A 26,070-nucleotide genomic window follows, 5' to 3' on the forward strand; every position below is an offset into this window, starting at 1 on the left:
GGCGGGCGTGGTCGCAGCAGTCGAGAGGGCGATCAGACGAGCGTCTCCTGCCACGCCGCGTGCAGCTGGGCGAACTTGCCTGTTCCGCCGATGAGCGCGGCAGGGGTGTCATCCTCGATGATGCGTCCGTGCTCCATCACGAGAACCCGGTCGGCGATCGCGACCGTCGACAGGCGGTGCGCGATGATGATCGCCGTGCGGTCCTTGAGAAGGGTCTGCAGGGCATCCTGGATCAGTCGCTCCGACGGGATGTCCAGCGACGCCGTGGCCTCGTCCAGGATCAGCACCGCCGGGTCGGCGAGGAAGGCCCGGGCGAACGAGATGAGCTGACGCTGACCGGCCGAGACCCGACCGCCGCGCTTGTTCACATCGGTGCCGTAGCCGTCGGGGAGCGACGAGATGAACCCGTCGGCGCCCACGGCCCGCGCCGCCGCCTTGATCTCGTCGAGCGTCGCCTCCGGCTTGCCGAGGGCGATGTTGTCGGCGACGGTCCCGCTGAACAGGTAGGCCTCCTGCGTGACCATGACGATCGCGCGGCGGAGGTCCTTCGGGTGCAGCGAGCGCAGGTCGACGCCGTCGAGGGTGACCCGCCCATCGGAGGGGTCGTAGAACCGGGAGATGAGCTTGGCGAGTGTCGACTTGCCCGCGCCGGTCGTGCCCACCAGAGCGATCGTCTGCCCGGCCGGGATGTCGAGGGAGAAGTTCGGGAGGATCGTCTTCTCTCCGTTGTAGCCGAACGTCACCTCGTCGAACTCCACGTGCCCGCGGGCTTCCCAGAGGTCGATCGGCTTCTCGGGATCCGGAACCGTCGGCACCTCCTCGAGCACGCCCGACACCTTCTCCAGCGCGGCCGTGGCTGACTGGTAGGAGTTCAGGAACATCGCGATCTCCTGCATCGGGGCGAAGAAGTTGCGCACATACAGCACCGCCGACAGCAGCACGCCGACGGTCAGCGCCCCCTCTGAGACGCGGATACCACCCCACAGCACGACGATTCCGAGCACGAGGGCCGCGACACCCATGAGCCCGGGCTCGAACGTGCCGAACAGCAGCATCGAGCGACGGTTGACGTCGCGATAGTCACCGGCGATCTCCTGGAACGCCTTGTCATTGCGCGGCTCCTTGCGGAAGGCCTTCACGGCCCGGATGCCGGTCATCGTCTCGACGAACTGCACGATCACCTTCGCGCTGATCACCCGCGACTCGCGGTAGACCAACTGCGAGCGCGAGTAGAACCACTTCATCAGGAAGAACAGCGGCACGCCGCCGATCGCCAGGATGAGACCCGACTGCCAGTCCCAGAAGCACAGCGCGATGAAGGTGAAGAGCCCGAAGAGCACGCCGGAGACGAGCTCGTTCAGACCGCCGTCGAGGAGCTCCTTGATCGAGTCGAGGTCACTCGTCTGGCGCGAGATGATGCGCCCGGACGTGTACGACTCGTGGAACTCCAGGCTCAGGCGCTGGGTGTGCAGGAAGATGCGTTTGCGCAGATCGAGCAGCACCGCCTGGGTGAGCTTGGCCGCGATGATCACGTACCACGCGATCAGCACGGCGGCGAGCGCACCCGCCAGCAGATAGATGCCGCCGATCATGAACGTCGGCATCCAGTCGGCCCGATCGATGGCCGCGGGCAGCGCGCGATCGAGGCCGATGCTGATGAGGATAGGGCCGGCGACCTGGAGGGCGGTCGACACGATCAGCACCGCGGCGGCGAGGACGATCCTCGGCTTCAACGGGCTGACCAGGGATCCGAGGAGTCGGAGGGATCGACGACGGATCTCCCGGCTCTCTTCGCGGGTGTACTCGGAACGATCCTCGTTCTGGGTTCCGGTGACGGCGGAGCTCATCGCTGCACCTCCTTCTCGGTGATCGGGTCTTCGTCGGCAGCCTGCATCCCGAGGCCCTCGCGGACCTCTTCGTCGATCTCGGCCTGCTCATCGCGGATCACGGGGATCGCGCCGGTGCGCGCCGCTTCCTCGGCCTCCAGGCTCGAGATGACGTGGCGGTAGTGCCGGCTCGACTTGAGCAGCTCGGAGTGCGTCCCCACCGCCGTCACACGACCCGCCTCGAGCAGGGCCACGCGGTCGGCGAGGGCGACGGTCGAGGGCCGGTGCGCCACGATCATGGCCGTGGTGTCGGCGAGCACGTGTCGCAGGGCCTCCTCCACGAGGGCCTCGGTGTCGACATCGAGAGCCGACAGCGGGTCGTCGAGCACGAGCACCTTCGGCTTCGCCGCGACCGCACGGGCGAGGGCGAGCCGCTGACGCTGGCCGCCGGAGAGGCTGAGCCCCTCTTCACCGATCACCGTCTCGACGCCGTCGGGCAGCGCGTCGACGAACGACGCCTGGGCGACGTCGAGGGCCTCGCGGAGCACGCGCTCGCCTTCGTCGCTGTGCACATCGAGTTCGGCACGTCCGAGCAGCACGTTCTCACGGACCGTCGCCGAGAACAGTGTCGCGTCCTCGAACGCCATGGCGATGTGCTGACGGAGCTCGGCGAGAGGGAGATCCCGCACATCGACACCGTCGAGCGTCACCTTGCCGCCCGTCACGTCGTACAGACGCGTGGGCAGCGTGGTGAGAGTGGTCTTGCCGCTGCCGGTCAGGCCCACCAGCGCCATGGTCTCACCCGGGCGCAGCACCAGGTCGATACCGTCGAGCAGATCCCGCTCGTGGGCACCGGCGTCCTGATAGCGGAAGTACGCGTTCTGGAACGCGAGCTCCCCACGCGGGTTCTCGATGTGCACCGGGTTCTCCGGGTCGGTGATGGTGTTGGTCTCCGAGAAGATGTCGAACACGCGGTCGGTCGCCGTGCGCGCATCCAGCATGAACGAGAACAGGAAGCCGATCGACTCGATGGGCCACCGCAGCACGACCGCCATCGCGAAGAAGGCAAACAGCTGTGCCTCGTCGATCTGCCCCACGGAGATCAGCCAGATGCCGGACATCAGGCTGAGACCGAAGGCGATCTGCGGCATGAGGTCGAGCCAGAACCAGATCGACGCGATCGCGCCGGCCTTGCTCATCTCGGTCTCGCGCAGCGTCTCGGCCTGGCGGCTGAAGCGGCTGAGAGCGTGCTTGCCACGACCGAACGCCTTGAGCACGCGGATGCCGTGCACGCTCTCCTCGACACTCGTGGCGAGGTCGCCGGCCTGGTCCTGGCTGCGACGGGTGAGCGCGCCGTAGCGCTTCTCGAACAGGTAACCGCGGATCCACAGCGGGATCGCGGTCACCAGGAAGATCGTGCCCAGCAGCCAGTGCCAGCGGAACAGCAGCACGGAGCCGATGATGATCGTGAGGATGTTGACGACCAGCAGCACGAGCCCGAACGCGAGCCAGCGGCGGATGAGGCCGATGTCCTGCATCATGCGGCTGAGCAACTGTCCGGAGCCCCACCGGTCGTGGAACGACACCGGAAGGGTCTGCAGGCGCGAGTAGAGCTCGGTGCGCATCTTGTACTCGACCTCGGTCGACGGGTTGAGCACGAACTGGCGTCGCAGCCACACCATCAGGGCCTCGCCGAGGGCGAGAGCGAAGACGGCGACGGCACCCCAGACGATGGCGCTGATCTCACCGGAGCGAACGGGTCCGCTGATGATCTGCTCGAGCACGATCGGGATCATCAAGGCGATGACGGCGGCGATGAGCGCGCTGGCGGCACCGCCGGCGAGCCGCCAGATGACGGGCTTCACGAAGGGCTTCAGGCGCCACAGTGCGGCCGGAGTGGAAAGGGTCGATGAAGGCGAGGGATTCTGCACGGAAGGCGAGGAAGACATGTCTCTCAGACGAGTTTCGTATGGAAAGCGATTGCGGAAGGGGACGGATACGAGAGCGGACTCGTGGAGTCCGGTATCCGACGAAGAAGGGGCGGGGTGGCTCTAGGAGAGCGGACGCGCCGGGGTCGAGCCGAGAGCTGCGATCCGCGCGGTGGCGATCGTGGTCATGGTGTCCTCCTCAGGGGCTCGGCGATGTCGTCCGGTTGGCGCGACAGCCCACCAGCCTATTGCTGTGAACCAGCTGAAAGCAAGAGTCATTCCCGATTCGTCGACCGCGGCTCTCGAAGACCGCGGAGGGGGACGCCGGGAGCCTCAGGCGAGGGCTGCGGCTCCGAGCCCGGATCGGAGGAACCGCTGCAGGTTGCCGCCGAGGACGGCGAGGATCTCCTCTTCCCGCCAGCCACGACGCATCAGCGCCTCGGTCACGAGCGGGAGACCTGCCGGGCCCTCGAGGCCCGGCAGGTACCGATCGGCCGGCACGCCCTCGATCGTCGTCTGCACGCAGCACGGTGCCGTGGTGTCTTCCAGCACTTCGCGGACGAAGTCCGGCCCCATCCCGACGTGTTCGATTCCGGCGACCGACACCACGCGTTCGAAGTGGTCGATCAGTGTGTCGATCGTGTACGCGCTCTCATGCAGGTACGGAGCGAAGAAGTTGACGCACACGACTCCCCCGCTCTCGGCGACCCCGGCGATCTGGGCATCGGTGAGGTTGCGGTGGTGGTCGAACAGCGCACGGGCCGAGGAATGCGTGGCCATGACCGGGCGCGTGGCGAGCTCGAGCACGTGGTCGACCCCGCCCGCTCCGAGGTGGCTGATGTCGAAGATCATGCGATGCGCTCCATCTCGGCGAGCGCTCGGACCCCGGTTCGCGTCAGCCTGCTGCCTGCCGCGTCTTCGCCGCTGCCGTCGGCGAACGCGCTGCGCCCGAAGTGCGCCACCGAGCCGATCCGCACCCCGAGCCGATGCACGGTCTCGAGGAGCTCGACGTCGTCGGCGATGCCGGGCATCCCCTCCAGGGCGAGCACCAGCGCGATGCGGCCCTTGCCGATCACCCGATCGAGGTCGTCGCCATCCCCGCACAGACCGACGGCGTCTGCGTTGCCCTCCGCCAGCCGATGCGCGGCCTCGATCATGCGGAGGGTGCGACGCAGCGCCCCCTCCGGGCGATACACGTCATCGATGAACACGGGCAGCACCTGCAGCCCGACACCACCTTCGTGCAGCTGGGGAAGCCACTGGGCACGGAAGTAGTCCGACCACTCATCCGCGGGGCGGCTCGCCACCGAGCAGAGCAGATCGTTGTGTGCGTCGGCGACGACGGCGCGGCGGTGGAGGGCGAGTGCATCGTTGGCGGTCACGGCACGAGCCTATGGCCGCGTCGGTCGGGATGCTTCGTCGACGGGCACCATGTCGACCGCCCGTCGTGGTGCCTGCGACTCAACCCGCGCGACTCTCGCGCGCGAGCAGGCTCTCCTTGACATCGATCCCCCAGGCGAATCCGCCGAGGGTGCCGTCGGTGCGCAACACCCTGTGGCACGGGACGAACAGCGCCGGCGCGTTGCGCGCGCAGATGGATGCCGCCGCGCGCACGGCGCGGGGATTGTCGAGCCGCGTCGCGAAACCGGTGTACGTCAGAGGCTCGCCCGGCTCGATCGACCGCAGCGCCGACCAGCCGGCGAGTTGGAGGGCTGTTCCGGTCTGCTTCACGGCGACATCGTCGATCGCGGAGAGGTCGCCGGCGTAGTACGCGAGCGCTGCCTCGGCGGCCTCGGTCTCACCGTCTCGGAGATCTTCCGGTCGGTGCGCCGCGGACAGCCTGCCGAGGATCGCCTCGACGTCTGAGGTCCAGCCGGAAGACAGTACGCGCTGCCGGTCGTCGGCAAGGATCGTGAAGGCGCCGTCCGGCGTCTCGATGGTCTGGATGAGGGCGGTCATGGGGTCTCCTTCTTCGTCGTGTCTTCCGCGGGGGTGGGACGTGCCGCAGCCGAGGCGCGTCGAGGACCCACGGGGCGCACAGGTGCTGCGCGCCACAGGTGCGCGCTGAGATAGCTGCGCCAGGGGGCGGTGCGCTCGCCCCAGACGGTGAGCGGGCGTGCGTCGCCCGGCAGTCCGGAGGCTGCAGCGCCGGCGCGCAGCGCGACGTCTCCCGGGAGCAGCACATCGGGATCGCCGAGCACACGCATGCGCACGTAGTCGGCTGTCCAGGGTCCGATTCCCGGCATCGCGAGCAGAGCAGCGCGCTGGTCGACACCGTCGTCTCCGACCGTGAGCGTCAGGGAGCCGTCGGCGAGAGCGCCCGCAGCGCCGGTGATGGCGCGGATGCGGGCGGCCGGCCCTCGCAGCACCTCGGCTCCGTGGGCGGCGATCGCGGTCATCGTCGGGAACAGCAATCCGTTCTCGGTGCGCTCCCCCAACGCCTCGGCGAGTGCTGTGAGCGCGGTCCGGGCGGCGACCACGGTGATCTGTTGCCCCACCATGGCGCGGATGAGCATCTCGTGCGGATCAGCCGACCCCGGCACCCGGATCCCGGGGGTGCGCGCGACGAGCGGGGCGAGTTCGGTGTGCGCGGAGAGCGCCTCGTCGATCGCCTGCGGATCGGCATCGAGGTCGAAGATGCGCCGCACGATCGACACGAGCGGGGCCAGGTCTCCCAGCCGCGCGACCCGGGTGCGCAGGTGCAGACGAGCCGCATCGTCCTGACGCACGTCGAACCAGGCGGGTCCTCCCGACATCCGCAGATGCCGGGAGAACGACGTCGACGTCGTCTCCTCGATACCGGGAACGGCGCGTGCCGCCATCCAGGTGAAGATGCCGCTCGCGTCGAGCGGGCCGCGGTAGGGCAGCACGAGGTCGATCGAGCCGGGAGCCGCGGACGCCGGAAGCCTTCGTCGGGCCCTGAGCTCGCCCGGGGTGAGTCCGAACACCTCGCGGATCGTGTCGTTGCATTGTCGGATGCTCGCGAATCCGGCGGAGAAGGCGACGTCGGAGATCGGCATGTCGGTGCCGACGAGGAGCATGCGCGCGGTGTGCGCCCTGTGTGCTCGCGCCAGTGCGAGCGGCCCGGCGCCGAGTTCGGTGGTCAGCAGCCGCGTGAGGTGCCGGCTGGAGTATCCCAGGCGCGCAGCCAGCCCGGGAACGCCCTCGCGCTCCACCACGCCATCCGAGATCAGGCGCATCGCCCGCGCGGCGGTGTCACCGCGGATGTCCCACGCGGGAGAACCGGGCGCCGCCTCGGGCAGGCATCGCTTGCACGCCCGATACCCGGCCTCGTGAGCCGCGGCGCTCGTCGGATAGAAGGTGACGTTCTGCGGCTTGGGCGTGCGGGCGGGGCAGCTCGGACGACAGTAGATCCCGGTCGAGCGGACGGCGGTCACGAACTGCCCGTCGAAGCGGGTGTCGCGCGCGCTGATCGCGCGGTAGCGCTCGTCGAAGTCGGTCACGGGGAAGCTCATGCCTCCACTCTGTCACGCTTCCTCGACGCCGACTGGCGGAAATCGGACACGGCTGTCGAGTCGGGAACGCCGAGACCCACCCGCCTCGTCCACCCCCACGTCGCCGGAGCGGCGCGTGCGGGTCCTCGACGTGGAGAGTGGGTCTCGATGTGCGAGCGCGGAGAGCACTCAGTGGAAGAAGTGGCGCTCCCCCGTGAAGAACATCGTGACGCCGGCCTTGCGAGCCGCGTCGACGACCTCCTCATCACGCACCGATCCGCCCGGCTGCACGATCGCCGTGACTCCGGCGTCGATCAGGACCTGGGCGCCGTCCGCGAAGGGGAAGAACGCATCGGAAGACGCGACCGATCCCGCGGCGCGGTCGCCTGCGCGCTCGACCGCCAGGCGGCACGAGTCGACACGGTTGACCTGGCCCATGCCGACGCCGACCGTGGCGTTGTCCTTCGCCAGCACGATCGCGTTCGACTTGACCGCGCGGCACGCCTTCCACGCGAAGATGAGGTTCTCCATCTCCTCGTCGCTCGGACGCTCGCCGGAGACGAGCTCCCAGTTCTTCGCGACGGAGACGATGTCGTCGGGGAAGCGGTCGGCGTCCTGCAGCAGCAGTCCACCGGAGACGAGACGCACATCCATGCGCTCCTGCTGCCAGTCCTCGGGCAGCTGCAGCAGACGCAGGTTCTTCTTCGCCTTGAACACCTCGAGCGCGGCCGGCTCGAACGACGGCGCGACGATGACCTCGGTGAAGATGTCCTTGAGGTTCTCGGCCATCTTGAGGGTGACCGTACCGTTGGCCGCGATCACCCCGCCGTATGCGGAGACCGGGTCGCACTCGTGCGCGCGCAGGTGGGCGCTGGCGATCGGGTCGAGAGCGTTCGGCGCGGTGGTCGCGATGCCGCACGGATTGGCGTGCTTGATGATCGCGACCGCCGGCTTGACCATGTCGTACGCGGCACGCAGCGCGGCGTCGGCGTCGACGTAGTTGTTGTACGACATCTCCTTGCCCTGCAGCTGCGTCGCCTGGGCGATGCCGTGGCCACCGGCACGGGTGTAGATCGCGCCGCGCTGGTGCGAGTTCTCGCCGTAGCGGAGCGTGGCAAGGCGCTCGGCCTGGATCGTCAGGTGGGTCGGAAGGTCGCCGTCATCCTGCAGCGTCCCCTCGGCGAACCACGACGCGACCGCCGTGTCGTAGGCCGCCGTGTGCGCGAAGGCGCGGGCGGCCAGTTCGCGGCGCTGCGACACCGATGTGCCGCCGTCGGCGAGGGCCGAGATGATGCCGGGGTACGACTGCGGTGAGACCACGATCGCCACGTTGGCATGATTCTTCGCGGCGGCACGCACCATCGCGGGCCCGCCGATGTCGATCTGTTCGACGACATCGTCGCCGACGGCGCCCGAGGCGACGGTCTCGACGAAGGGGTAGAGATTCACGACGACAAGCTCGAACGGGGTGATGTCGAGTTCGGCGAGCTGGCGCTCGTGATCCTCGAGGCGCAGATCGGCGAGCAGACCGCCGTGGATCTTCGGGTGCAGCGTCTTGACGCGACCGTCGAGCATCTCGGCGACCCCCGTGACGGAGGCGACGTCGGTGACGGGGAAACCCGCATCGCGGATGGTCGATGCCGTCGAGCCGGTCGAGACGATCTCGACGCCCGCGTCGGCGAGAGCCTCGGCGAGGACCAGGAGATCGGTCTTGTCGCTCACCGAGACGAGAGCGCGCCGGATCGGCACGGTGTCGCGATCGCGGTAGAGCGTGGGGTCGTGGCGGGGGCCGGCCATGATGGGCTCCTTCGTGCGGGGGGCGTCGGGTGGAGGGGGTCAGGAAGAGGGGTCGAGGACGAGCGTGCCGGTGGCGATCCCGCGGACGACGTCGATGAGGAGTCGACGTTCGACGGGTTTGATCCGTTCGTGCAGGCTGTGCTCGGTGTCGCCCTCGAGGATCGCGACACGTTCCTGCGCCAGGATCGGCCCGGTGTCGACACCGTCGTCGACCACGATCACGCTGGCACCGGTCTCGGCCGCGCCGGAGGCGAGGGCGTCACGGACGCCGTGTGCCCCGGGGAACTCGGGAAGGTACGCGGGGTGGGTGTTGATGAGGCGTGGCGAGTACTGCGCGACGAGCGACGGAGGAAGCAGACGCATGAGGCCGCTGAGCACCACGAGATCGGGGGCCCAGACGGCGAGCTGGCGGGCGACCTCCTCCCCCCAGGCTTCGCGGCTCTCGTGCTCATGCCAGGGCACGGTGAAGCTGGGGATGCCGAACTCCTCGGCGTGGGCGAGTCCGTCCGCCTCACGGTCAGCACCGACGACGATCACCCTGGCGGGGAAATCGGGGTGACGAGCGGCCTCGAGGAGGGCGCGAAGATTCGAGCCGGTGCCCGAGATGAGAACGGCGACCGTGAGCACGCGCCCAGTCTACCGGGGCGCGAAGCCCTCTTCCGCCCGGCTTCCGCTCACGGGCGGTGGACGTCAATCGCGCTCGTGACGCGGCGGGGCGAAGCCGCGGACATCGTCCAGGGGCGCCGTGTCGTCGAACGTCGGCGTCTCGGAGAAGGGGATACCGGGCGCTGTCCGCGCCGATGCGAGGCTCGGGTCGAACTCGGTCATCTCGGCGATCCAGCGGTCCGTACGCTCCTCGGCCAGCTCATCGCGGTGACGCGGTGACAGCAGCAGGATCGCGGCGCCGACGAGCACCTCCAGCCCGAGGGCCAGCATGAACGGAAGAGCCGCGGGACCGACATCGGCGAGCTTTCCCGGACCCATCGAGCCGTTCGCGAGCACCGCGGCGAGGCCCGCGACCCCTGCGCTGACGACGGCGATCCCCACCGCGATCGCCGCCCGCTGCATCGTCCCCAACGGCGTGCCCTCCCAGACGAGGCGCGAACGCACCGCCCAGCCGGCGAAAGCACCGGCGGCGATCGGGACGAGCACCACGATCAGCATCCACATCGAGCTGTTCTCGGGCAGCAGCCCGAACACCGGGATGCCCGGAACGACTCCCAACTGCGTTCCGGCCGGCGAGACCGCGGTTCCGACACCGACGGCGAAGCCGGGACCGGCGAGCCAGGACGCCGCCCACACGATCAGCGTCGGGAGATACACGAGCTGCGCCAGCGTCATCACGGTCGCGCCGAGCGCATCGACGCGGGCAGCCTGGAACAGCGCCACGACCTCGCCGCCGCGGAACAGCGTCATGACGGCGAGGGCCAGAGCGGCCGCTCCGATCACGCCGACCAGGGTGAAGGCCGTGCCGCGCACGATCGCGACGGGGACGGGCGCCCAATCCTCACGGGCGTCGATGCGGTCGTGCAGACGGTCGAGGACTCCGCCATCCCCCTCTTCCCACGCGACCCGGACAGCCCCGCACACCGCGCCGACGAGGTAGACGGCGGTGGGGAGCCCGATCGCGAGTGCCAGGGGGGTCTGCACGGCATCCAGTCGCGCGGTCAACGCGACCCCCGTGGAGATGGCCGCGAACACCACCGTCCCTGACACTGAGCCGAGCAGCCAGGTTCCGGCTGCCGCGGCCCTGGCACCCGAGCGGGCGGCGAACAGCAGGGTGAAGAGCAGGAACGCCAGCGGGGTGATCGAGACCGCGAACGAGGCCGCCTGCGGGGGGATCGCGAGAGCGACCAGCAGCTCGTCCGGGATCGTGACCTCGAGCGGCACGCCGTGACCGAACTCCCAGAGCGTGCCGGTGAGCGGCCAGAGCGCGCCCCAGTCGGCCGTGACCCCGAAGGCGAGCGTCCACAGCAGCGTCAGCGGCGCGAGCAGCACGACGAGGCCGACGGCCGCAGCGATGGCGGCGTCGAAGGCGGCGAGGAGCGCGACGAGGAGGCGTTGCATAGCGTTTCGAGACTACGACGAGTTGCCGACGAAGCCCTGGGGGCGCGCGTGGGGTCGGCGACACGATAGCGTTTCTCCGGAGGTTTCCCGATGACAACTGCCCCGCCCGCCCCGGCATCCACCGAACCCAAGAACTCCCTGGACCGCTTCTTCGAGATCAGCAAGCGCGGATCCACGATCGGCACCGAGATCCGAGGGGGTCTGGTGACATTCGTCACGATGGCCTACATCGTGATCCTGAACCCGATCATCCTCTCCGGCAAGCCCGATGTCGCCGGAGACATGCTCAGCTTCAACGCCGTGGGCGCCGCCACCGCGCTGACCGCCGGTGTGATGACGATCCTGTTCGGACTGGTCACGCGCCTCCCGTTCGGTTTCGCCGCCGGCCTCGGCATCAACGCCTTCGTCGCGTTCTCGGTCGTCGGCCAGGTGACCTGGCCCGAGGCCATGGCGCTGGTGATGATCAACGGTGTCGTCATCGTGCTGCTCGCCGCCACCGGGCTGCGGAAGGCGATCTTCGACGCGGTGCCGTTCCAGCTGAAGATCGCGATCACGGTCGGTATCGGCCTCTTCATCGCGTTCATCGGCTTCGTCAACTCCGGCTTCGTCACGGCGACCGGCGCCTCGTCTCCTCCGGTCGGCCTCGGCGTGAACGGATCGGTCGCGACCGTTCCGACCCTGCTGTTCGTCATCACCCTCCTCCTCACCGGCATCCTCGTCGCCCTCAAGATCAAGGGCGGCATGCTGATCGGACTCATCGGCGGCACCGTGCTCGCAGTCATCGTCGAGGCGATCTGGCACATCGGGGCCCGCGGCTTCGATGACGAGGGCAACGTGGTCAACCCGGGCGGCTGGGGCCTGACGGTTCCCGCGCTCGACGGCTCCCCCGTGGGTGTGCCCGACCTCAGCCTGATCGGCGCCGTCGACTTCAGCTTCGACCTGAGCAAGGTCAGCCTCGTCGCGATCGTGATGATCGTCTTCACGCTGCTCTTCACGAACTTCTTCGACGCCATGGGCACCATGACGGGCCTCGCGAAGGAGGCGAACCTCGCCGACGACAACGGCGACTTCCCCCGCATCAAGTCGGCGCTGGTCGTCGAGGGTGTCGGCGCGATCGCCGGTGGCGCGACCTCCTCGTCTTCGAGCACGGTCTTCATCGAGTCGGGCGCCGGTATCGGCGAGGGTGCGCGCACCGGACTCGCGAACGTGGTCACCGGCGTCGTGTTCCTGATCGCGATGTTCCTGACCCCGCTGACGTCGATCGTCCCGACCGAGATCGCCGCTGCCGCGCTGATCATCGTCGGTGCGATGATGATGGCGCAGATCCGCTACATCGACTTCAGCGATTTCCGCGTGCTGCTGCCGGTGTTCCTCACCGTCTCGGTCATGCCGCTGACCTACTCGATCGCGAACGGCATCGGCGCGGGCTTCGTCAGCTGGGTGCTCATCCACGCGTTCTCCGGCAAGGCCAAGTCCATCAGCCCGCTGCTGTGGGTCGTGGGCGCAGGCTTCCTGATCTTCTTCGCCCGAGGTCCGATCGAAGCGCTCTTCGGCGTCGGGATCTGACGCCGATCGGAGGTCACGGTAGAGGGGCGGGTGCTGCGGCATCCGCCCCTCTTCCGTACCTCCCGCCGCCGCGGCCGTCACATGCATGTGCATCGGCCCGATGCAGGAACACACGCCCCGAGCGGCCATGCATCCGCTGAGAGGTCATGCATCTGACGAAGACGGCCACCTCGCGCGGCTCAGGCGTAGGCAGCGGCGAACTCCGGCGACGGCTCGATCGGCTCGATCACGTCGATCAGCACACCGCCGGGCGCCTCGACGATGAAGTGGCGCTGACCGAAGGCCTCGTCGCGGAGCGGCAGCCGTTCCGACAGACCCCGCTCCCCCACCAGGCGCGCATGCTCGGCAGCGGCATCCGGCACCTCGACGTTGAGCAGCAGCCCGCGCACGGGCTCACGAAATCCCTTGGGGATGGTCTCGTGCGAACGGTCGAGGATCGCGAGCTCACCGCCATCGAAGCGCAGGCTCACGTACCAGTCGGCCTCGAACACCACCTCGAAGTCGAACTCCTCTCGATAGAACCGCGCGCTCGCTGCGACGTCTTCGACCATCAGCACCGGGTAGAAGCTCGTGATCCGCATTCGTCTCTCCTTTACATACAGCATGTTTGTATTCTGCGTGACTAGGATACATACAACCTGTACGTAAGGAAAGAGTCATGCCCCGAGCATCCGCGGCCGACGCCGCCGAGACCGCGCGACGAATTCTCGAGACCGCCACGACCCACTTCGCCGCGCACGGGTACGCCACCGCATCCGTGGACGAGATCGCCCGCCTTGCCGGAGTCACACGAGGTGCGGTCTACCACCACTACACGTCGAAGCCGCTGCTCTTCCGCGACGTCGCGGCCGCCCAGCAGCAGTCCGTGGCCGACGCGATCCGCGACGCCACGGAAGACAGTGCTCCGGATGCCGCTCTCCGCGACGGCAGTCACGCGTTCCTCGACGCGATCACCCGGGGAGCGGCGTCACGCGTGCTGCTCGTCGACGGTCCCGCCGTGCTCGGCGGGGAGCAGTGGCGCCGACTCGACGCGGAGGGACCGGAGCAGGAGCTGCGCACGGGCGTACGCGAAGCCGGCGTCTCCCCCGCGCTCGTGGATCCGCTCACCGCCGCACTCTCCGGAGCGATGAACGAGCTCGCGCTGTGGCTCGCCGCGCACCCCGATGACGCCGACGCGCGGTCGGAAGCGCACGTGGCACTCGAGCGCATCCTGGATGCCGTGGTCCCGCCCAGCTGAGTGCGATGCGGCGCGCCGACGGCGCAGCGCGCCGACCGGCGTCGAGGGTGGAGTCCCGACCCTGAGGAGATCCCGTGCATCACCGACACCGCGACGACCACCCGTTCGACCTGAGACGGGACGTCGACCGGCGCCTCCTCGAGTACCGGGAGCTCATTCTGGCCAGCCTCGAAGGCCTCACCGAAGAGGAGGCGCGGTCCGCGCCGATCCCCGGCGCTCCGAGCCTGCTGGGAGTCGTGCGTCACACGGCGTACGTGGAGGGCGTCTGGTTCGACGAGAGGATCACCGGGCGCCCCCGCGCCGAGATCGGCCTGCCGGTGGCCACCGCCAACTCCTGGAAAGTGCGGCGCACCGACGATATCGCCTCCGTCACGGCAGAGTGTCGACGCATCAGCGCCCTCGCTGACAGCAATCTGACCGATCGCGGGCTCGACGACGAAGTCGGCGAGAGCCGGCGCAGCCTGCTCGCGATCTACGTCCACGTGTTGAGTGAGCTGGGCTGGAACACCGGACAGCTCGACATCCTGAGGGCAGCGATACTCGCTGCCCGCCGCCGAGCCGCCGGACCGACCGAACGGGCATGAAAGAAGGCCCCGGAGTGGAGTCCGGGGCCTTCAGATCAAGCGTAGCTCAGATCAGAGCGCTTCGATGATCGCGCGCATCAGGTCTGCCGTCTCGGACGGCGTCTTGCCGACCTTGACGCCGGCGGCCTCGAGTGCCTCCTTCTTCGCCTGAGCGGTGCCGGCCGAACCGGAGACGATCGCACCGGCGTGACCCATGGTCTTGCCCTCGGGAGCCGTGAAACCCGCGACGTAGCCGACGACCGGCTTCGTGACGTTCGCCTTGATGTAGTCGGCGGCACGCTCCTCGGCGTCGCCACCGATCTCACCGATCATCACGATCGCCTTGGTCTCGGGGTCGGCCTCGAACGCCGCGAGCGCGTCGATGTGCGTGGTGCCGATGACCGGGTCGCCGCCGATGCCGATGGCGGTGGAGAAGCCCAGGTCGCGCAGCTCGAACATCATCTGGTAGGTCAGGGTGCCCGACTTCGACACGAGGCCGATCGGTCCCTTGCCCGTGATGTTCGCGGGCGTGATGCCCACGAGCGCCTCGCCCGGCGTGATGATGCCGGGGCAGTTCGGGCCGATGATGCGGGTCTTGTTGCCCTTGCTCTGCGCGTAGGCCCAGGCCTCGGCCGAGTCGCCGACGGGCACGCCCTCGGTGATGACCACGAGCAGGGGGATCTCGGCGTCGATGGCCTCGATCATCGCGTCCTTGGTGAACGCACCGGGCACGAAAGCGATCGACACGTCGGCGCCGGTCTCCTTCATGGCCTCAGCGACCGAGGCGAAGACGGGCAGCTCGACGGCGTTGCCGTCCTTGTCGGTGTGCGAGACCGTGGTGCCGGCCTTGCGGGCGTTGACGCCACCGACGACCTGGGTGCCGGCCTTGAGCATCAGTGCGGTGTGCTTGGTGCCCTCACCGCCGGTGATGCCCTGGACGATGACCTTGGAGTCCTTGTTGAGGTAGATCGACATTCTTCTCGTCCTTCAGTCTCAGGCGTTGGCGAGCTCGGCGGCCTTGTCGGCGCCCTCGTCCATGGTGGCGGCCAGGGTCACAAGCGGGTGTGCGTACTCGGCGAGGATCGCGCGACCCTCGTCGACGCGGTTGCCGTCCAGGCGCACGACGAGCGGCTTGGAGGCCGTGGCCCCCAGCGTCTCGAGGGCGCCCTTGATGCCGTTGGCGACGGCGTCGCACGCCGTGATGCCGCCGAAGACGTTGACGAACACGCTCTTGACCTGCGGGTCGCCGAGGATGACGTCGAGGCCGGCGGCCATGACCTCGGCCGAGGCGCCGCCGCCGATGTCGAGGAAGTTGGCAGGCTTCACGCCGTTGTGGTTCTCGCCCGCGTAGGCGACCACGTCGAGCGTCGACATGACCAGACCCGCGCCGTTGCCGATGATCCCGACCTCGCCGTCGAGCTTCACGTAGTTGAGGCCCGACTCCTTGGCCTTGGCCTCGAGCGGGTCGGCTGCATCCTTGTCCTCGAGCGCCTCGTGCTCGGGGTGACGGATCTCGGAGGCGTTGTCGTCGAGCGTGACCTTGCCGTCGAGCGCGATGATGTCGCCCTCTTCGGTGCGCACCAGCGGGTTGACCTCGACCAGCGTCGCGTCCTCGCCCTTGTACACGTCGTAGAGCTTCACGAAGACATCGGAGACCTTCTCGATGAGGTCTTCGGGGAAGTTCGCCGCGCGAGCGATCTCGACGGCCTTCTCCTTGTCGATGCCCGTGAGCGGGTTGACCTCGACGCGTGCGAGCGCCTCGGGGCGTTCGACGGCGAGCTCTTCGATCTCCATGCCGCCCTCGACCGAGCAGAGGCTCAGGTAGGAGCGGTTGGCGCGGTCGAGCAGCACGGAGAAGTAGAACTCCTCGGCGATGCGCGCACCCTGAGCGACCATGACGCGCTTGACGATGTGGCCCTTGATGTCGAGGCCGAGGATGGCCTTCGCTGCTTCGTACGCCTCGTCGGGCGTCTTGGCGACCTTAACGCCGCCCGCCTTTCCACGGCCGCCGGTCTTCACCTGAGCCTTGACGACGACCACTCCGCCGATCTTCTCGGCAGCCGCCCTCACCTCTTCAGGGGTGTCCGCGACGATGCCGGCGAGGACCGGCACTCCGTACTTTTCGAAAACGTCTCGTGCCTGGTACTCGTACAGATCCACTGTGGTTCCTTCACTGGGCTGCTGTCTGGTAATTCTCTCGATGTCGAGACATCGACCAGTCCCCCAGCCTACTACCCCGAACTGAGCGCTCCTGCGGCCCCGGCGCCTCGACCGCTCAGCGTCGAGTCGGCACTCCGGCTCCACGCGCGGGGAGGGCGACCCGTCGAAGCTGTCGGGTGATCAGGAACGGCATGACCACCAGGGCCGTGCCCGTGGCGACGATCACGGGGCGCACCACGACCACCGGCAACGAGCCCCACAGGGCGATGAGGATCGCGCCGATCATGACGGCACCGAGCACAAGTTCGCACACGAGGAGCTGGCGGCGCACCGATGCGCTGTCCTCGGCCATGGTCGTCTCGCGCCCGCGCACCGAGATGTGCGAGGTCCATCGCGTGCCGTCCCACCAGCGCCGCGTCCCGCGCCGCCGCGTGTCGAACCAGCCCGCCGGAATCCCGTCATCTCTCACGCTCCTCAGTATGACGGCGACGCCTCGGCTTCTCCGCCCGGCGAGGTCTAGGCTTTCGCCATGCACGAATCCGCAGAACTGCGCACCGGCGTCGTCGCCGCAGCGCTCGAACTCTTCAGCGCCCAGGGGTTCGACCAAACGTCGGTGGAGCAGATCGCCAAGGCCGCCGGCGTCTCCCGCTCGACCTTCTTCCGCCAGTTCGGCGGCAAGGAGGACGTGGTCTTCGCGGATCACGAGGTGCTTCTGGAACAGCTCAGGGAGTTCCTCGACGAGGGGCACGATGACCCGTGGGGCGCGGTGTGCGCGGCTTCGGAGTCGGTCTTCGCCCACTTCGCGCACGACCCGGAACTCGCCAGGCGCCGCTATCAGATCGTGCGACAGGTCCCCGTGCTGCGCGAGCGCGAGATCATCACGGTCTTCCGCTACGAGCGACTGTTCGACGACTACCTGCGCGGGGCACTCCCCGGCGTGGATCCCCTGGACGCGGTCGGCTTCGCCGCCTTGGTGACGGCCGTGCACAACCATGTGCTGCGCCAGCTGCTGCGTGGCCGCAAGAAGGTGCCGCTGGCGACACTGCAGACGGCGCTGGCCGACGTCCGCCGTCGCTACGGGGTTGCGGGCGAGGCGGCCACCGCCCCGGATGACATGGTGGTCGCGGTGTTCCCCCGGTCCATGCCGATCGCCGAGGTCAGCCGCAGGCTGCAGTCACAGCTCGACTAGCTCGGCGTGCGGTCGGGTCGTGGAACCGAGTATCGAGGAGTACGATACTTGGTGCCACGAAGGAGTCCCATGAGCACTGCAGCCTCCCCCTTCCCCGGCGAGCGCGTCTCGTCGTACGACATCACCGGACGTCAGGACAGCGACTACTACGCCGTCTTCACCGACATCCCCGCCGCCGATCGGGAGGCGTGGGACCGCGCGAAGGCCTACGTCGACGAGGTCGCCCCGCAGATGGCCGACGCCTGGGACCGTGCGGAGTATCCGCTCGATGCCGCGCGTCGGATGGGCGAGATGGACCTCGTCGTCGACGGGGTGCAGCACCCGTCGCTCACGAGCCTGTCGCCACTGGCCGCAGGACTGGTGAACATGGAGATCTCCCGCGGCGACGGCTCCCTGGGCACGATCCTCGCGGTGCAGGGCGGACTCGCCCTGCGCACCCTGGCCCTGTTCGGCTCCCCCGCGCAGCAGGAGAAGTGGCTGACGGGCCTCGCCGACGGCTCGGTGCTGGGATCGTTCGCCCTGACCGAGCCCGATCACGGTTCCGACTCCGTCTCGCTGGAGACCGTGGCCCGCCGCGACGGCGACGGCTGGATCCTCCGCGGAACGAAGAAGTGGATCGGCAACGGCGCCTCCGGCGGCATCACCTTCGTCTGGGCGCGCATCGACGACGAGGGCGCCGAAGAGCATGGCGCCGTGCGCTGCTTCCTCGTGGAGCAGGAGACCCCGGGCTACACAGGCAGCGTCATCCGCGGAAAGGCCTCGCTGCGCGCGATCCACCAGGCACACATCGTGCTCGACGACGTGCGGGTGCCCCTCGATGCGGTGCTGCCGGGGACCAAGAGCTTCAAGGACGCCTCGATCGTGCTGTACGCGACTCGTTCCGGTGTCGCCTGGTCGGCGCTCGGACACGCGACCGCCTGCTACGAGGCCGCCCTCGCCTACGCCACCCAGCGGGTGCAGTTCGGAAAGCCCCTCGCCAGATTCCAGATGGTCCAGGAGCGTCTGACCCACATGCTCGAAGACCTCACCGCCATGCAGCTGTACTGCCGGCGGATGGCAGACCTCGAGACCGCCGGTGAACTGCGCCCGACCCAGGCTTCGCTGGCGAAGTTCCACAACACGCGTGCCGCGCGGCGCATCGCCTCGACCGCCCGCGATCTGCTCGGCGGCAACGGCATCCTGCTCGAGAACGGCGTGATGCAGCACATGGCCGACATCGAGGCCATCCACACCTACGAGGGCACCGAGAGCGTTCAGGCCCTGCTCCTCGGGCGCGACATCACCGGGATGAGCGCGTTCGCCTGAGGTCGGATCCCCGGAGTCGACTCACCGGCGTCGGGCGCTCACGTGGCGCTCTCGACTCGCCGCCGACCCCGCGACCGCCTGCACCGCGAGGAGCAGCACGAGCGCCAGGACCGGGACGACCCACCCACCGACCGCGGCGTGCAGGATGCCGAGGCCGAGCGGACCGAAGCCGGCCAGCAGGTAGCCGACTCCCTGCGCCATCGTCGACAGGTGCGCCGTGTGCCTCGCATCCGGCGCGCGGAGCACGATGTACGTCAGCGACAGCGAGATGGCGGCCCCCTGCCCGAGACCGAGCAGCGTCATCCAGAGCCAGGGCGCGGCTCCACCGGGCGCGATGAGGAGGCCGATCAGCCCCGCCGCGCAGAGCAGCGCGGAGAGCACGACGGGGAGCCACGTCGGCCGCATGCGGCGCATCATCGTCGGCACGAGGAGCGCCGCCGCGATCCCGGGAAAACTGGAGTACGACAGCAGCACCCCGGCATCCGACACCGAGACCCCGCCGTCCTGCAGCATCGTGGGAATCCAGGTCAGGGCCGCGTAGTAGCTCAGGCTCTGCAACCCCATGAACGCGGTGACCGCCCACGCGACCGGGTCCCGCAACAGCGCCGACATCCGCGGCTCGTCGATGGGTTCCGTGATCGCATCGACGGGAACGCCCGCCACCGCCGGGGAGGTGACGACCCGACGCATCGCCCGGGGCAGCCAGACCACCAGGGCGAGTGCGGCGGGAATCGCCCAGACCCCCAGCGCGCCACGCCACGACCCGTCCAGGGCGATCATGAACGGCACCGTGAATGCGGCCGCCGCGGCGGCACCCAGGAACAGCGATGTGGAGTACAGCCCCATCATCAGACCGAGACGGTGCGCGAAGTCCTGCTTGATCACGGCGGGCATGCAGACGTTCGCGACCGCGATGCCCGCCCCACCAACACCGTGCCGCCGAAGAGAGCCACGGGTGAGGGAAGCAGGCGGATGCCGATCCCGAGTGCCACCACGACCATCGTCAGCGCGAGCAGCCGATGCAGTCCGATCCAGCGTGTCAGCGCGGGCGTCAAGAACGCGAAGGCGCCGAAGGCGAACACGGGGATCGTCGTCAGGAGCCCTGCCGCGGCTGCAGGGATCCCCAGGTCCTGCTCGATCGCGGGGAGGACGGGTCCGACAGAAGCGACGCCCATGCGCAGGTTCAGCGCGATCAGCAGCAGGCCGGTGCCCACGTAGATCCCGGTGAGGATGCCGCCGCGCCGGGTGGACGGCGTGGTCAACGGGGTCGGCGCGGTGTCGAACGGTTCCTGCATCGTGGTCATGCATCGAGTCCAGCATTCACCCGGTATGTCAGGAAACACGTACACTGCATCTTGATGCCGAATACCCGCCAATCCTCGCGAATGGTCGACCTGAATCTGGTCGACTTCGATTCCCTGGCGGCCCTGCCCATGGAGGGCGCCTACCGGTTCGCGCACGCCGAGACCTCCCCCCGCCACGCCCACCCGCTCGGACACCTGGTGCATGCCGCTTCCGGAGTGCTGTCGCTGCTCACCGACGAGGGCGCCTGGATCGCGCCGTCGACCCGCATGGCCTGGGTGCCCGCCGGCGCCGAGCATCGCCATCGCGCGCACGGGCGCACGGACATGCGCATCGTCCATCTGACCGACGAGCTCGCCGCATTGCTCCCGGCCTCCCCTGCGGTGCTCGTCGCGACGCCACTCGCGCGCGAAGCCGTGCTGTCGATGACGTCCGACCGCACACGCAGCGACGAAGCCCTGGACCACCTGCGCCGCGTGGTCGTCGACGAAGTCGTGACCGCGCCCGAGCAGCCACTCCATCTCCCGGAGCCCCACGATCCGCGCCTGCGCCGTGCCGCACGCATCGTCGAGGATGACCTCGCCCTGCCCGTGCCGCTCGGAGAACTCGGCGCACGCACCGGCACCGCCGAGCGGACGCTGAGCCGCCTGTTCCAGCAGGAGACCGGCATGGGATACCGGCAGTGGCGCCTGCAACTGCGCGTGCATCGGGCACTCGTCCTGCTCGCCGACGGCGCCACGGTGACCGACACGGCCTCCGCATGCGGGTGGGCCACGACCAGTCAGTTCATCGAGCAGTTCACACCGCTCGTCGGGATGACCCCCGGCCGATACCGGCTGTCGCAACCGACCGCGTGAGGGGAAGGACCACGACTGCGGTCGGCTCAGACCACGCGCGCCATGCACACGAGGCGTTCGCGATCGTCCCACGAGGGCACCCGCTCGAAGCCTCGCGATTCGTAGAGACGCACGGGGCCGTCCCGCCATTCCCACACCGACAGCCGCACCTGCGACGCACCGAGATCGACCGCATCGGCCACCGCCGCGTCCAACAGCGCCGAACCCACCCCGCGGCCGCGCACGTCAGGCTGCGCCCACAATCGCTTGATCTCCGCCACACCGTCGTGCACGGACAGCACCACGACCCCGACGATGCGTTCGTCGAACTGCGCGACCCGCACTCGATGCGCGGCGTACGCCTCGGCCGGGTCATCGACCTCGCGGAGATAGCGGTCGGGCAGCGGCACGGCGGGATCGCGCTCGGATCCGTGTTCCTGCAGACTCTTCTCCCGCTCGGTCTGCAGCAGATACGCACGCACAGCCGCACCGACCTCGAGTGCGTCGGGTCCGGTCAGGTCGGCGAGCCGGATCGACGGTCGGTCGAGCCCGGATCCCGCCTCGGCGCTCACGGTCAGTCGCAGCCGCAGCCGCCGGACGGCGTCTTCACCATGAAGCACACGTCGCACACGCCGTAGTCGCGATCCTCGACCGGCTTCGGAGCCTTCTCGGCCCGCGGGGCGGAGACGCGAGGAGTCGTCGTGCGCTTGGCCGCGCGCGGCGGGGTGAGCGGGATGAACTCGCTGGGGTGGCTCACGTAGAAGTACGGCGCCCGGCCTTCGCTCGGCTGCAGACGCAGCGGAGCGGAACCGACGACGAGGCGCTCGTCCTCGGTGAAGCCGTTCGTGTAGGTGCGCCCGATGTGCAGAGGGGCGCCTTCACCTCGACGGATCGCTTCGATGTAGCGACCGCGGTCGATGAACGAGCTGATCCCGATCGCGTCGACGATGGCGGTGATGAACGCGTGGTTGGCCGGATCGATGCGGTGCGCGCGCAACGCCTCCGGGAGCGAACGGTATGGACGGGAGGTGCCTGCGGGGGTCGGCCCCTGTACTTCTTTCATCAGTTCCAGGATCGCACGCCCAGAGGGGTACAGCCGACCGTTTTCCGCTTGTATACGTGCCAAACTGACGTCATGGCCCAGGCGACGATCATCGGCTCCGGCCCGAACGGGCTCGCTGCCGCAGTGACGCTCGCGCGCGCCGGCTATCGGGTGCGAGTTCTGGAGGGCGCCGACACCATCGGCGGCGGGGTGCGCACACGCGAATCCACGCTTCCGGGGTTCCGGCACGACCTCTGCTCCGCCGTGCATCCGGCCGCCCTCTCCTCCCCGTTCTTCCAGGCGTTCGGCCTCGACCGGCGGATCGAGTGGATCCGTCCCGACGCCTCGTACGCGCATCCGCTCGACGACGGGCGCGCAGCGATCGCCTGGCGCGACATCGAGCGCACGGCGGCGGATCTCGGAGTAGACGGATCCGCCTGGATCTCTCGCCTGCGTCCACTCAGCAGCCACATCGACGGCGTGGTCGACTTCACCGGCAACCAGCTGCTCCGCATCCCCCGCGATCCGTTGACCGCCGCGCGCTTCGCGATCCGGATGCTGGACCAGGGCACTCCCCTGGCGGCTCGCGCCTTCCGCACGGAGGAGGCGGCGGCGCTCATCTCCGGGGTGGTAGCGCACGCCAACTCGCCGCAGCCCTCCCTCGCGGGTGCGGCGGCCGGGCTGCTGCTGGCCGCGCTCGGACACGCAGGCGGCTGGCCGTACCCGCGCGGAGGTGCGCAGCGCATCGCCGACGCGATGGTCGCCGACATCGAGCAGCACGGCGGAACGATCGAGGCGGGCACCCCCGTCTCCGATCTCGGTGCCCTGGACTGGGGCGACCCGCAGCAGGGCGACCTGCTGCTGCTCAACACCTCGCCGCGACTCGCCCTCACGCATCCCGACGTGCCCGCCGGCTACGCACGGGCCCTCCGCTCGTACCGGTACGGGCCCGGAGCAGCGAAGGTCGACTTCGCGCTCGACGGCCCGATCCCGTGGACGAACGCCGACGTGGCAGCGGCCCCGACCGTGCATCTGGGCGGCACCCGCGCCGAGGTATGGGCGAGTGAGAACGCCGTCGCCGCCGGACGCGTGGTTGAGCGCCCGTATGTGCTCGCCGTGCAGCCATCGGTACTGGACGACTCACGCGCCCCCGCGGGGAAGGCCGTGCTCTGGGCGTACATCCACGTGCCCCCGGGCTCGGACCTCGATCCGACCGAGCTGATCACCGCCCAGGTCGAGCGCTTCGCTCCGGGCTTCCGCGACCTCATCCTCGCGCACCACGCCGTCCCGGCGTCGTCGCGCGAGGCGATCAACCCCACGGAGATCGGTGGCGACATCTCCGGTGGCGTCTTCGACATGCGCCAGGCGCTCCGGCGCCCGGTTCTCTCCCCCTCCCCGTGGCGCACGCCGATGCGTGGCGTGTACCTGGCGTCCGCCTCGACACCCCCCGGCCCCTCCGTGAACGGGATGGCCGGTTGGCATGCCGCCCGCACGGCGCTGCGGGATGCCGGAGAACCCGCCACCTTGACCGACCTCTTCGGCTGATCGTCCTCCCCTTCCGCCGCGGATCATCGGCGGCCAGGATGGGAGCATGCGCTACGACATCCCCGCGCCGATGCTCGCCAAGGCGGCGCCGGCCGTCCCCGACCCCGCGAAGACGCCGGGCGGACTGCTGTACGAGCCGAAGTGGGACGGCTTCCGTGGACTCATCGCCTGGGACGGGGAGACGGTGGAGATCGGGTCACGAGGCGCCAAGCCGCTGACCCGCTACTTCCCCGAACTGGTCGACGTGATCCCCCAGCTGCTTCCGGAACCGTGCCTGCTCGACGGCGAGATCGTCGTCGCCACCGGGCCGGACGGCTCGCAGCGCCTGGACTGGGAGGCCCTCAGCCAGCGCATCCACCCCGCCGCCTCACGCGTCGCGAAGCTCGCCGTCGAGACCCCAGCCATGTTCATCGCGTTCGATCTGCTCGCCGTCGGAATCGAGGACCTGCTCGGACAGTCGTTCGAGACGAGGCGCGCACGCCTCGAGACCCTCATGGAGGGCGTCGGACATCCGCTGCACATCACCCGCACGACCCGCGATCGTGACGCCGCTGTGCGCTGGCTCGCCGAGTTCGAAGGGGCAGGGCTCGACGGTGTCGTCGCGAAGCCGCTCGACCAGCCTTACGCGCCGGGAAAGCGCACTCTGTTCAAGATCAAGCATGCCCGCACCGCCGACGTCGTCGCGCTCGGCTATCGCATCCACAAGTCCGGATCGGGAGTGGGTTCCCTGCTGGTCGGGCTGTACGGCGACGACGGGGAGCTCCACCAGGTCGGCGGCGTGGCCGCGTGGAGCGATGCCCGTCGGCAGGAGCTCGTCGAAGAGCTCTCCCCGCTGGTCGAGCGCGACGAGTCGGGCGACGCCGTGACCGCCGAGGGCGAGCGGTCGCGATTCAGCGGATCGAAGGATGTGTCGTTCGTGCGGCTGCGCCCGGAGCGGGTGCTCGAGGTGCGATACGACCAACTCGAAGGCGCGCGGTTTCGCCACACCGTGCAGTTCGAACGCTGGCGCCCCGATCGCGACGCCCGCTCATGCACCTATGAGCAGCTGGACACCGTCGAGGGCTACGACCTCGCCGATGTCCTGAGCTGAGCGGGAGCCCTCACTCCTTCTCGGCCGGGGTGCCGTCCTCGTCCCAATTCGCTGCGACCTTCTTGCTCGGCTGCACGCGCGGCGGCTCACCCGGCATCTTCGGGAACTCCGGAGGGAAAGGCAGTTCGCCGAGACCGTTCTGCGTGTCGCGCTCCCACCACTCCAGCAGCGTGTCGATGCGGCCAGGGTTGTGCGGCATCGACGCCCACGGGTCGCCGACCTCGCCCAGACGCTTCGGGATGCTGCGCACCGTGAACACCTTCGGATCGAGACCGTCGAGCTCGTCCCAGGCCACCGGCGTCGACACGGTCGCTCCGGGAAGCGCTCGAGGACTGTAGGCACCGGCCATCGTGCGGTCGCGGTTGGCCTGATTGAAGTCGACGAAGATGCGCGCGCCCCGCTCCTCCTTCCACCAGTTCGTCGTGACCTGCTCCGGCATCCGTCGCTCCAGCTCGCGCCCGGCGGCGATCACGGCGTGCCGCACCTCCAGGAACTCGTGGGTCGGCTCGATCGGCGCGAACACGTGCAATCCTCTGTTGCCGCTGGTCTTGGCGAACGCCTCCAGACCCGCCTCGCGCAGCACCTCGCGCAGGGTGTGCGCGGCCGTGACCGCATCTGCGAAGTCGGTACCGGGCTGCGGATCGAGGTCGATGCGCAGCTCGACGGGGTTGTCCGCGTCAGTGGCGAGCGACGCCCAGGGGTGGAAGACGATCGTGTTCATCTGCACGGCCCACACGATCGCGCTCGCACGGTTCAACACGATCTGCGGATGCTGGCGCCCGCTGTTGTATGTCACCGTCACCGCGTCGACGAAGTCCGGGGTACCTTTGGGCGGGTTCTTCGAGAAGAAGCCCTCGGCCCGCGCCCCGCCTGCGGGTCCGATGCCGTCACGGAACCGCTCGAGCGAGACCGGGCGGTTGCCGTTCGCCGCCAGGAACGGCACCGCGACGAGCTGCACATACTCGGCCAGCTCCGCCTTGGTGATGCCGAGGTCGGGCCAGACCACGCGGTTCGGGCTGGACAGCGCGACCTCGCGTTCTCCATCGGAGTCGGCGACGGTCAGGGTCACGCGTTCTGAGGCCATGCTCCGACCCTAGAGCGCCGCCCGGACAGACGGAACCCCGCCGACGCGGACAGTGCGCGGAGTCCGGATCGTCCGTGT

General features: G+C 69.1%; 24 protein-coding genes and 1 pseudogene. 8 read left to right on the forward strand and 17 right to left on the reverse strand.

The features are described 5' to 3' along the window. Positions 1–32: 32 nt before the first annotated feature. The 8 genes and pseudogenes from GZ64_RS0112695 to GZ64_RS0112730 all read right to left on the reverse strand — a co-directional run bounded on the left by GZ64_RS0112695 (position 33) and on the right by GZ64_RS0112730 (position 11,073). A complete protein-coding gene (locus GZ64_RS0112695) occupies positions 33–1,847 on the reverse strand; it encodes an ABC transporter ATP-binding protein (RefSeq protein ID WP_021198851.1) in 1,815 nt (604 codons plus the stop codon). Further along, positions 1,844–3,775, reverse strand: coding sequence for an ABC transporter ATP-binding protein (locus tag GZ64_RS0112700; protein ID WP_029266938.1), 1,932 nt, complete (start codon positions 3,773–3,775; stop codon positions 1,844–1,846). Before GZ64_RS0112700 ends, GZ64_RS0112695 begins: the two co-directional genes overlap by 4 nt. Positions 3,776–4,087: 312 nt before the next feature. Then, positions 4,088–5,136 (reverse strand): annotated as a pseudogene (locus GZ64_RS20320) (dipeptidase). Between the two features lie 79 nt (positions 5,137–5,215). Then, a complete protein-coding gene (locus GZ64_RS0112710; protein WP_029266939.1) occupies positions 5,216–5,713 on the reverse strand; it encodes a methylated-DNA--[protein]-cysteine S-methyltransferase in 498 nt (165 codons plus the stop codon). Further along, positions 5,710–7,230 (reverse strand): DNA-3-methyladenine glycosylase 2 family protein, encoded by a 1,521-nt coding sequence (locus GZ64_RS0112715; RefSeq protein ID WP_029266941.1) that lies wholly within the window; start codon positions 7,228–7,230, stop codon positions 5,710–5,712. The genes GZ64_RS0112710 and GZ64_RS0112715 overlap by 4 nt, the downstream gene beginning before the upstream one ends. 168 nt (positions 7,231–7,398) lie before the next feature. After that, a complete protein-coding gene (gene purH, locus GZ64_RS0112720; RefSeq protein WP_029258569.1) occupies positions 7,399–9,006 on the reverse strand; it encodes a bifunctional phosphoribosylaminoimidazolecarboxamide formyltransferase/IMP cyclohydrolase in 1,608 nt (535 codons plus the stop codon). Between the two features lie 39 nt (positions 9,007–9,045). Further along, entirely contained in the window at positions 9,046–9,633 is a 588-nt protein-coding gene (gene purN, locus GZ64_RS0112725; RefSeq protein ID WP_029266943.1) for a phosphoribosylglycinamide formyltransferase, read from the reverse strand. Positions 9,634–9,696: 63 nt separating this feature from the next. Beyond that, positions 9,697–11,073: a cell division protein PerM gene (locus GZ64_RS0112730; protein ID WP_021198858.1), complete on the reverse strand. Its 1,377-nt coding sequence runs from the start codon at positions 11,071–11,073 to the stop codon at positions 9,697–9,699. Between the two features lie 90 nt (positions 11,074–11,163). On the opposite strand from GZ64_RS0112730, the gene GZ64_RS0112735 reads away from it, so the two are divergent. Next, positions 11,164–12,639 (forward strand): NCS2 family permease, encoded by a 1,476-nt coding sequence (locus GZ64_RS0112735; RefSeq protein WP_021198859.1) that lies wholly within the window; start codon positions 11,164–11,166, stop codon positions 12,637–12,639. 179 nt (positions 12,640–12,818) lie between these two features. Here the strand turns inward: GZ64_RS0112735 and GZ64_RS0112740 are convergent, their stop codons facing one another. Then, positions 12,819–13,220: a VOC family protein gene (locus tag GZ64_RS0112740; protein ID WP_021198860.1), complete on the reverse strand. Its 402-nt coding sequence runs from the start codon at positions 13,218–13,220 to the stop codon at positions 12,819–12,821. 77 nt (positions 13,221–13,297) lie between these two features. Between GZ64_RS0112740 and GZ64_RS0112745 the strand changes: the two genes are divergently transcribed. Further along, entirely contained in the window at positions 13,298–13,876 is a 579-nt protein-coding gene (locus tag GZ64_RS0112745; RefSeq protein WP_029266946.1) for a TetR/AcrR family transcriptional regulator, read from the forward strand. 74 nt (positions 13,877–13,950) lie between these two features. Further along, on the forward strand, positions 13,951–14,460 hold the full coding sequence (locus tag GZ64_RS0112750) for a mycothiol transferase (protein WP_036331529.1): 510 nt from the start codon (positions 13,951–13,953) through the stop codon (positions 14,458–14,460). A 51-nt stretch (positions 14,461–14,511) separates the two neighbouring features. On the opposite strand, the gene sucD is transcribed toward GZ64_RS0112750, so the two are convergent. The 3 genes from sucD to GZ64_RS0112765 all read right to left on the reverse strand — a co-directional run bounded on the left by sucD (position 14,512) and on the right by GZ64_RS0112765 (position 17,068). Continuing rightward, positions 14,512–15,414 (reverse strand): succinate--CoA ligase subunit alpha, encoded by a 903-nt coding sequence (gene sucD, locus GZ64_RS0112755; RefSeq protein ID WP_021198863.1) that lies wholly within the window; start codon positions 15,412–15,414, stop codon positions 14,512–14,514. Between the two features lie 18 nt (positions 15,415–15,432). Next, a complete protein-coding gene (gene sucC, locus GZ64_RS0112760; RefSeq protein WP_021198864.1) occupies positions 15,433–16,599 on the reverse strand; it encodes an ADP-forming succinate--CoA ligase subunit beta in 1,167 nt (388 codons plus the stop codon). A 115-nt stretch (positions 16,600–16,714) separates the two neighbouring features. Continuing rightward, positions 16,715–17,068 (reverse strand): DUF2510 domain-containing protein, encoded by a 354-nt coding sequence (locus tag GZ64_RS0112765; RefSeq protein WP_021198865.1) that lies wholly within the window; start codon positions 17,066–17,068, stop codon positions 16,715–16,717. Between the two features lie 60 nt (positions 17,069–17,128). Here GZ64_RS0112765 and GZ64_RS0112770 point away from each other — a divergent pair, with 60 nt between their 5' ends. Beyond that, on the forward strand, positions 17,129–17,788 hold the full coding sequence (locus GZ64_RS0112770) for a TetR/AcrR family transcriptional regulator (RefSeq protein ID WP_029258576.1): 660 nt from the start codon (positions 17,129–17,131) through the stop codon (positions 17,786–17,788). A gap of 69 nt (positions 17,789–17,857) precedes the next feature. Continuing rightward, positions 17,858–19,093: an acyl-CoA dehydrogenase family protein gene (locus GZ64_RS0112775; protein ID WP_029266953.1), complete on the forward strand. Its 1,236-nt coding sequence runs from the start codon at positions 17,858–17,860 to the stop codon at positions 19,091–19,093. 21 nt (positions 19,094–19,114) lie between these two features. Here the strand turns inward: GZ64_RS0112775 and GZ64_RS19170 are convergent, their stop codons facing one another. Further along, entirely contained in the window at positions 19,115–19,987 is an 873-nt protein-coding gene (locus GZ64_RS19170) for an MFS transporter (RefSeq protein WP_231479896.1), read from the reverse strand. After that, entirely contained in the window at positions 19,975–20,397 is a 423-nt protein-coding gene (locus tag GZ64_RS20215; RefSeq protein ID WP_231479897.1) for a hypothetical protein, read from the reverse strand. The genes GZ64_RS19170 and GZ64_RS20215 overlap by 13 nt, the downstream gene beginning before the upstream one ends. 54 nt (positions 20,398–20,451) lie before the next feature. On the opposite strand from GZ64_RS20215, the gene GZ64_RS0112785 reads away from it, so the two are divergent. Further along, complete coding sequence (locus GZ64_RS0112785; protein WP_081859753.1) at positions 20,452–21,252, forward strand: AraC family transcriptional regulator; 801 nt, start codon at positions 20,452–20,454, stop codon at positions 21,250–21,252. Between the two features lie 26 nt (positions 21,253–21,278). Here GZ64_RS0112785 and GZ64_RS0112790 read toward each other — a convergent pair whose 3' ends face one another. Continuing rightward, a complete protein-coding gene (locus tag GZ64_RS0112790) occupies positions 21,279–21,860 on the reverse strand; it encodes a GNAT family N-acetyltransferase (protein ID WP_197020529.1) in 582 nt (193 codons plus the stop codon). Then, entirely contained in the window at positions 21,806–22,294 is a 489-nt protein-coding gene (locus tag GZ64_RS0112795) for an SLC41A family transporter (RefSeq protein WP_136025462.1), read from the reverse strand. Before GZ64_RS0112795 ends, GZ64_RS0112790 begins: the two co-directional genes overlap by 55 nt. 72 nt (positions 22,295–22,366) lie before the next feature. Here GZ64_RS0112795 and GZ64_RS0112800 point away from each other — a divergent pair, with 72 nt between their 5' ends. Both GZ64_RS0112800 and GZ64_RS0112805 read left to right on the forward strand, forming a co-directional pair. Beyond that, entirely contained in the window at positions 22,367–23,818 is a 1,452-nt protein-coding gene (locus GZ64_RS0112800; protein WP_036331531.1) for a phytoene desaturase family protein, read from the forward strand. A gap of 46 nt (positions 23,819–23,864) precedes the next feature. After that, on the forward strand, positions 23,865–24,908 hold the full coding sequence (locus GZ64_RS0112805) for an ATP-dependent DNA ligase (RefSeq protein WP_029266959.1): 1,044 nt from the start codon (positions 23,865–23,867) through the stop codon (positions 24,906–24,908). 10 nt (positions 24,909–24,918) lie between these two features. On the opposite strand, the gene ligD is transcribed toward GZ64_RS0112805, so the two are convergent. Beyond that, positions 24,919–25,992, reverse strand: a complete 1,074-nt coding sequence (ligD, locus tag GZ64_RS0112810; RefSeq protein WP_021198874.1) for a non-homologous end-joining DNA ligase — start codon at positions 25,990–25,992, stop codon at positions 24,919–24,921. Positions 25,993–26,070: the final 78 nt, after the last annotated feature.

The organism is Microbacterium sp. Cr-K32, from assembly GCF_000708345.1.
In the GTDB taxonomy this organism is placed as follows: Bacteria; Actinomycetota; Actinomycetes; order Actinomycetales; family Microbacteriaceae; genus Microbacterium; species Microbacterium maritypicum_A.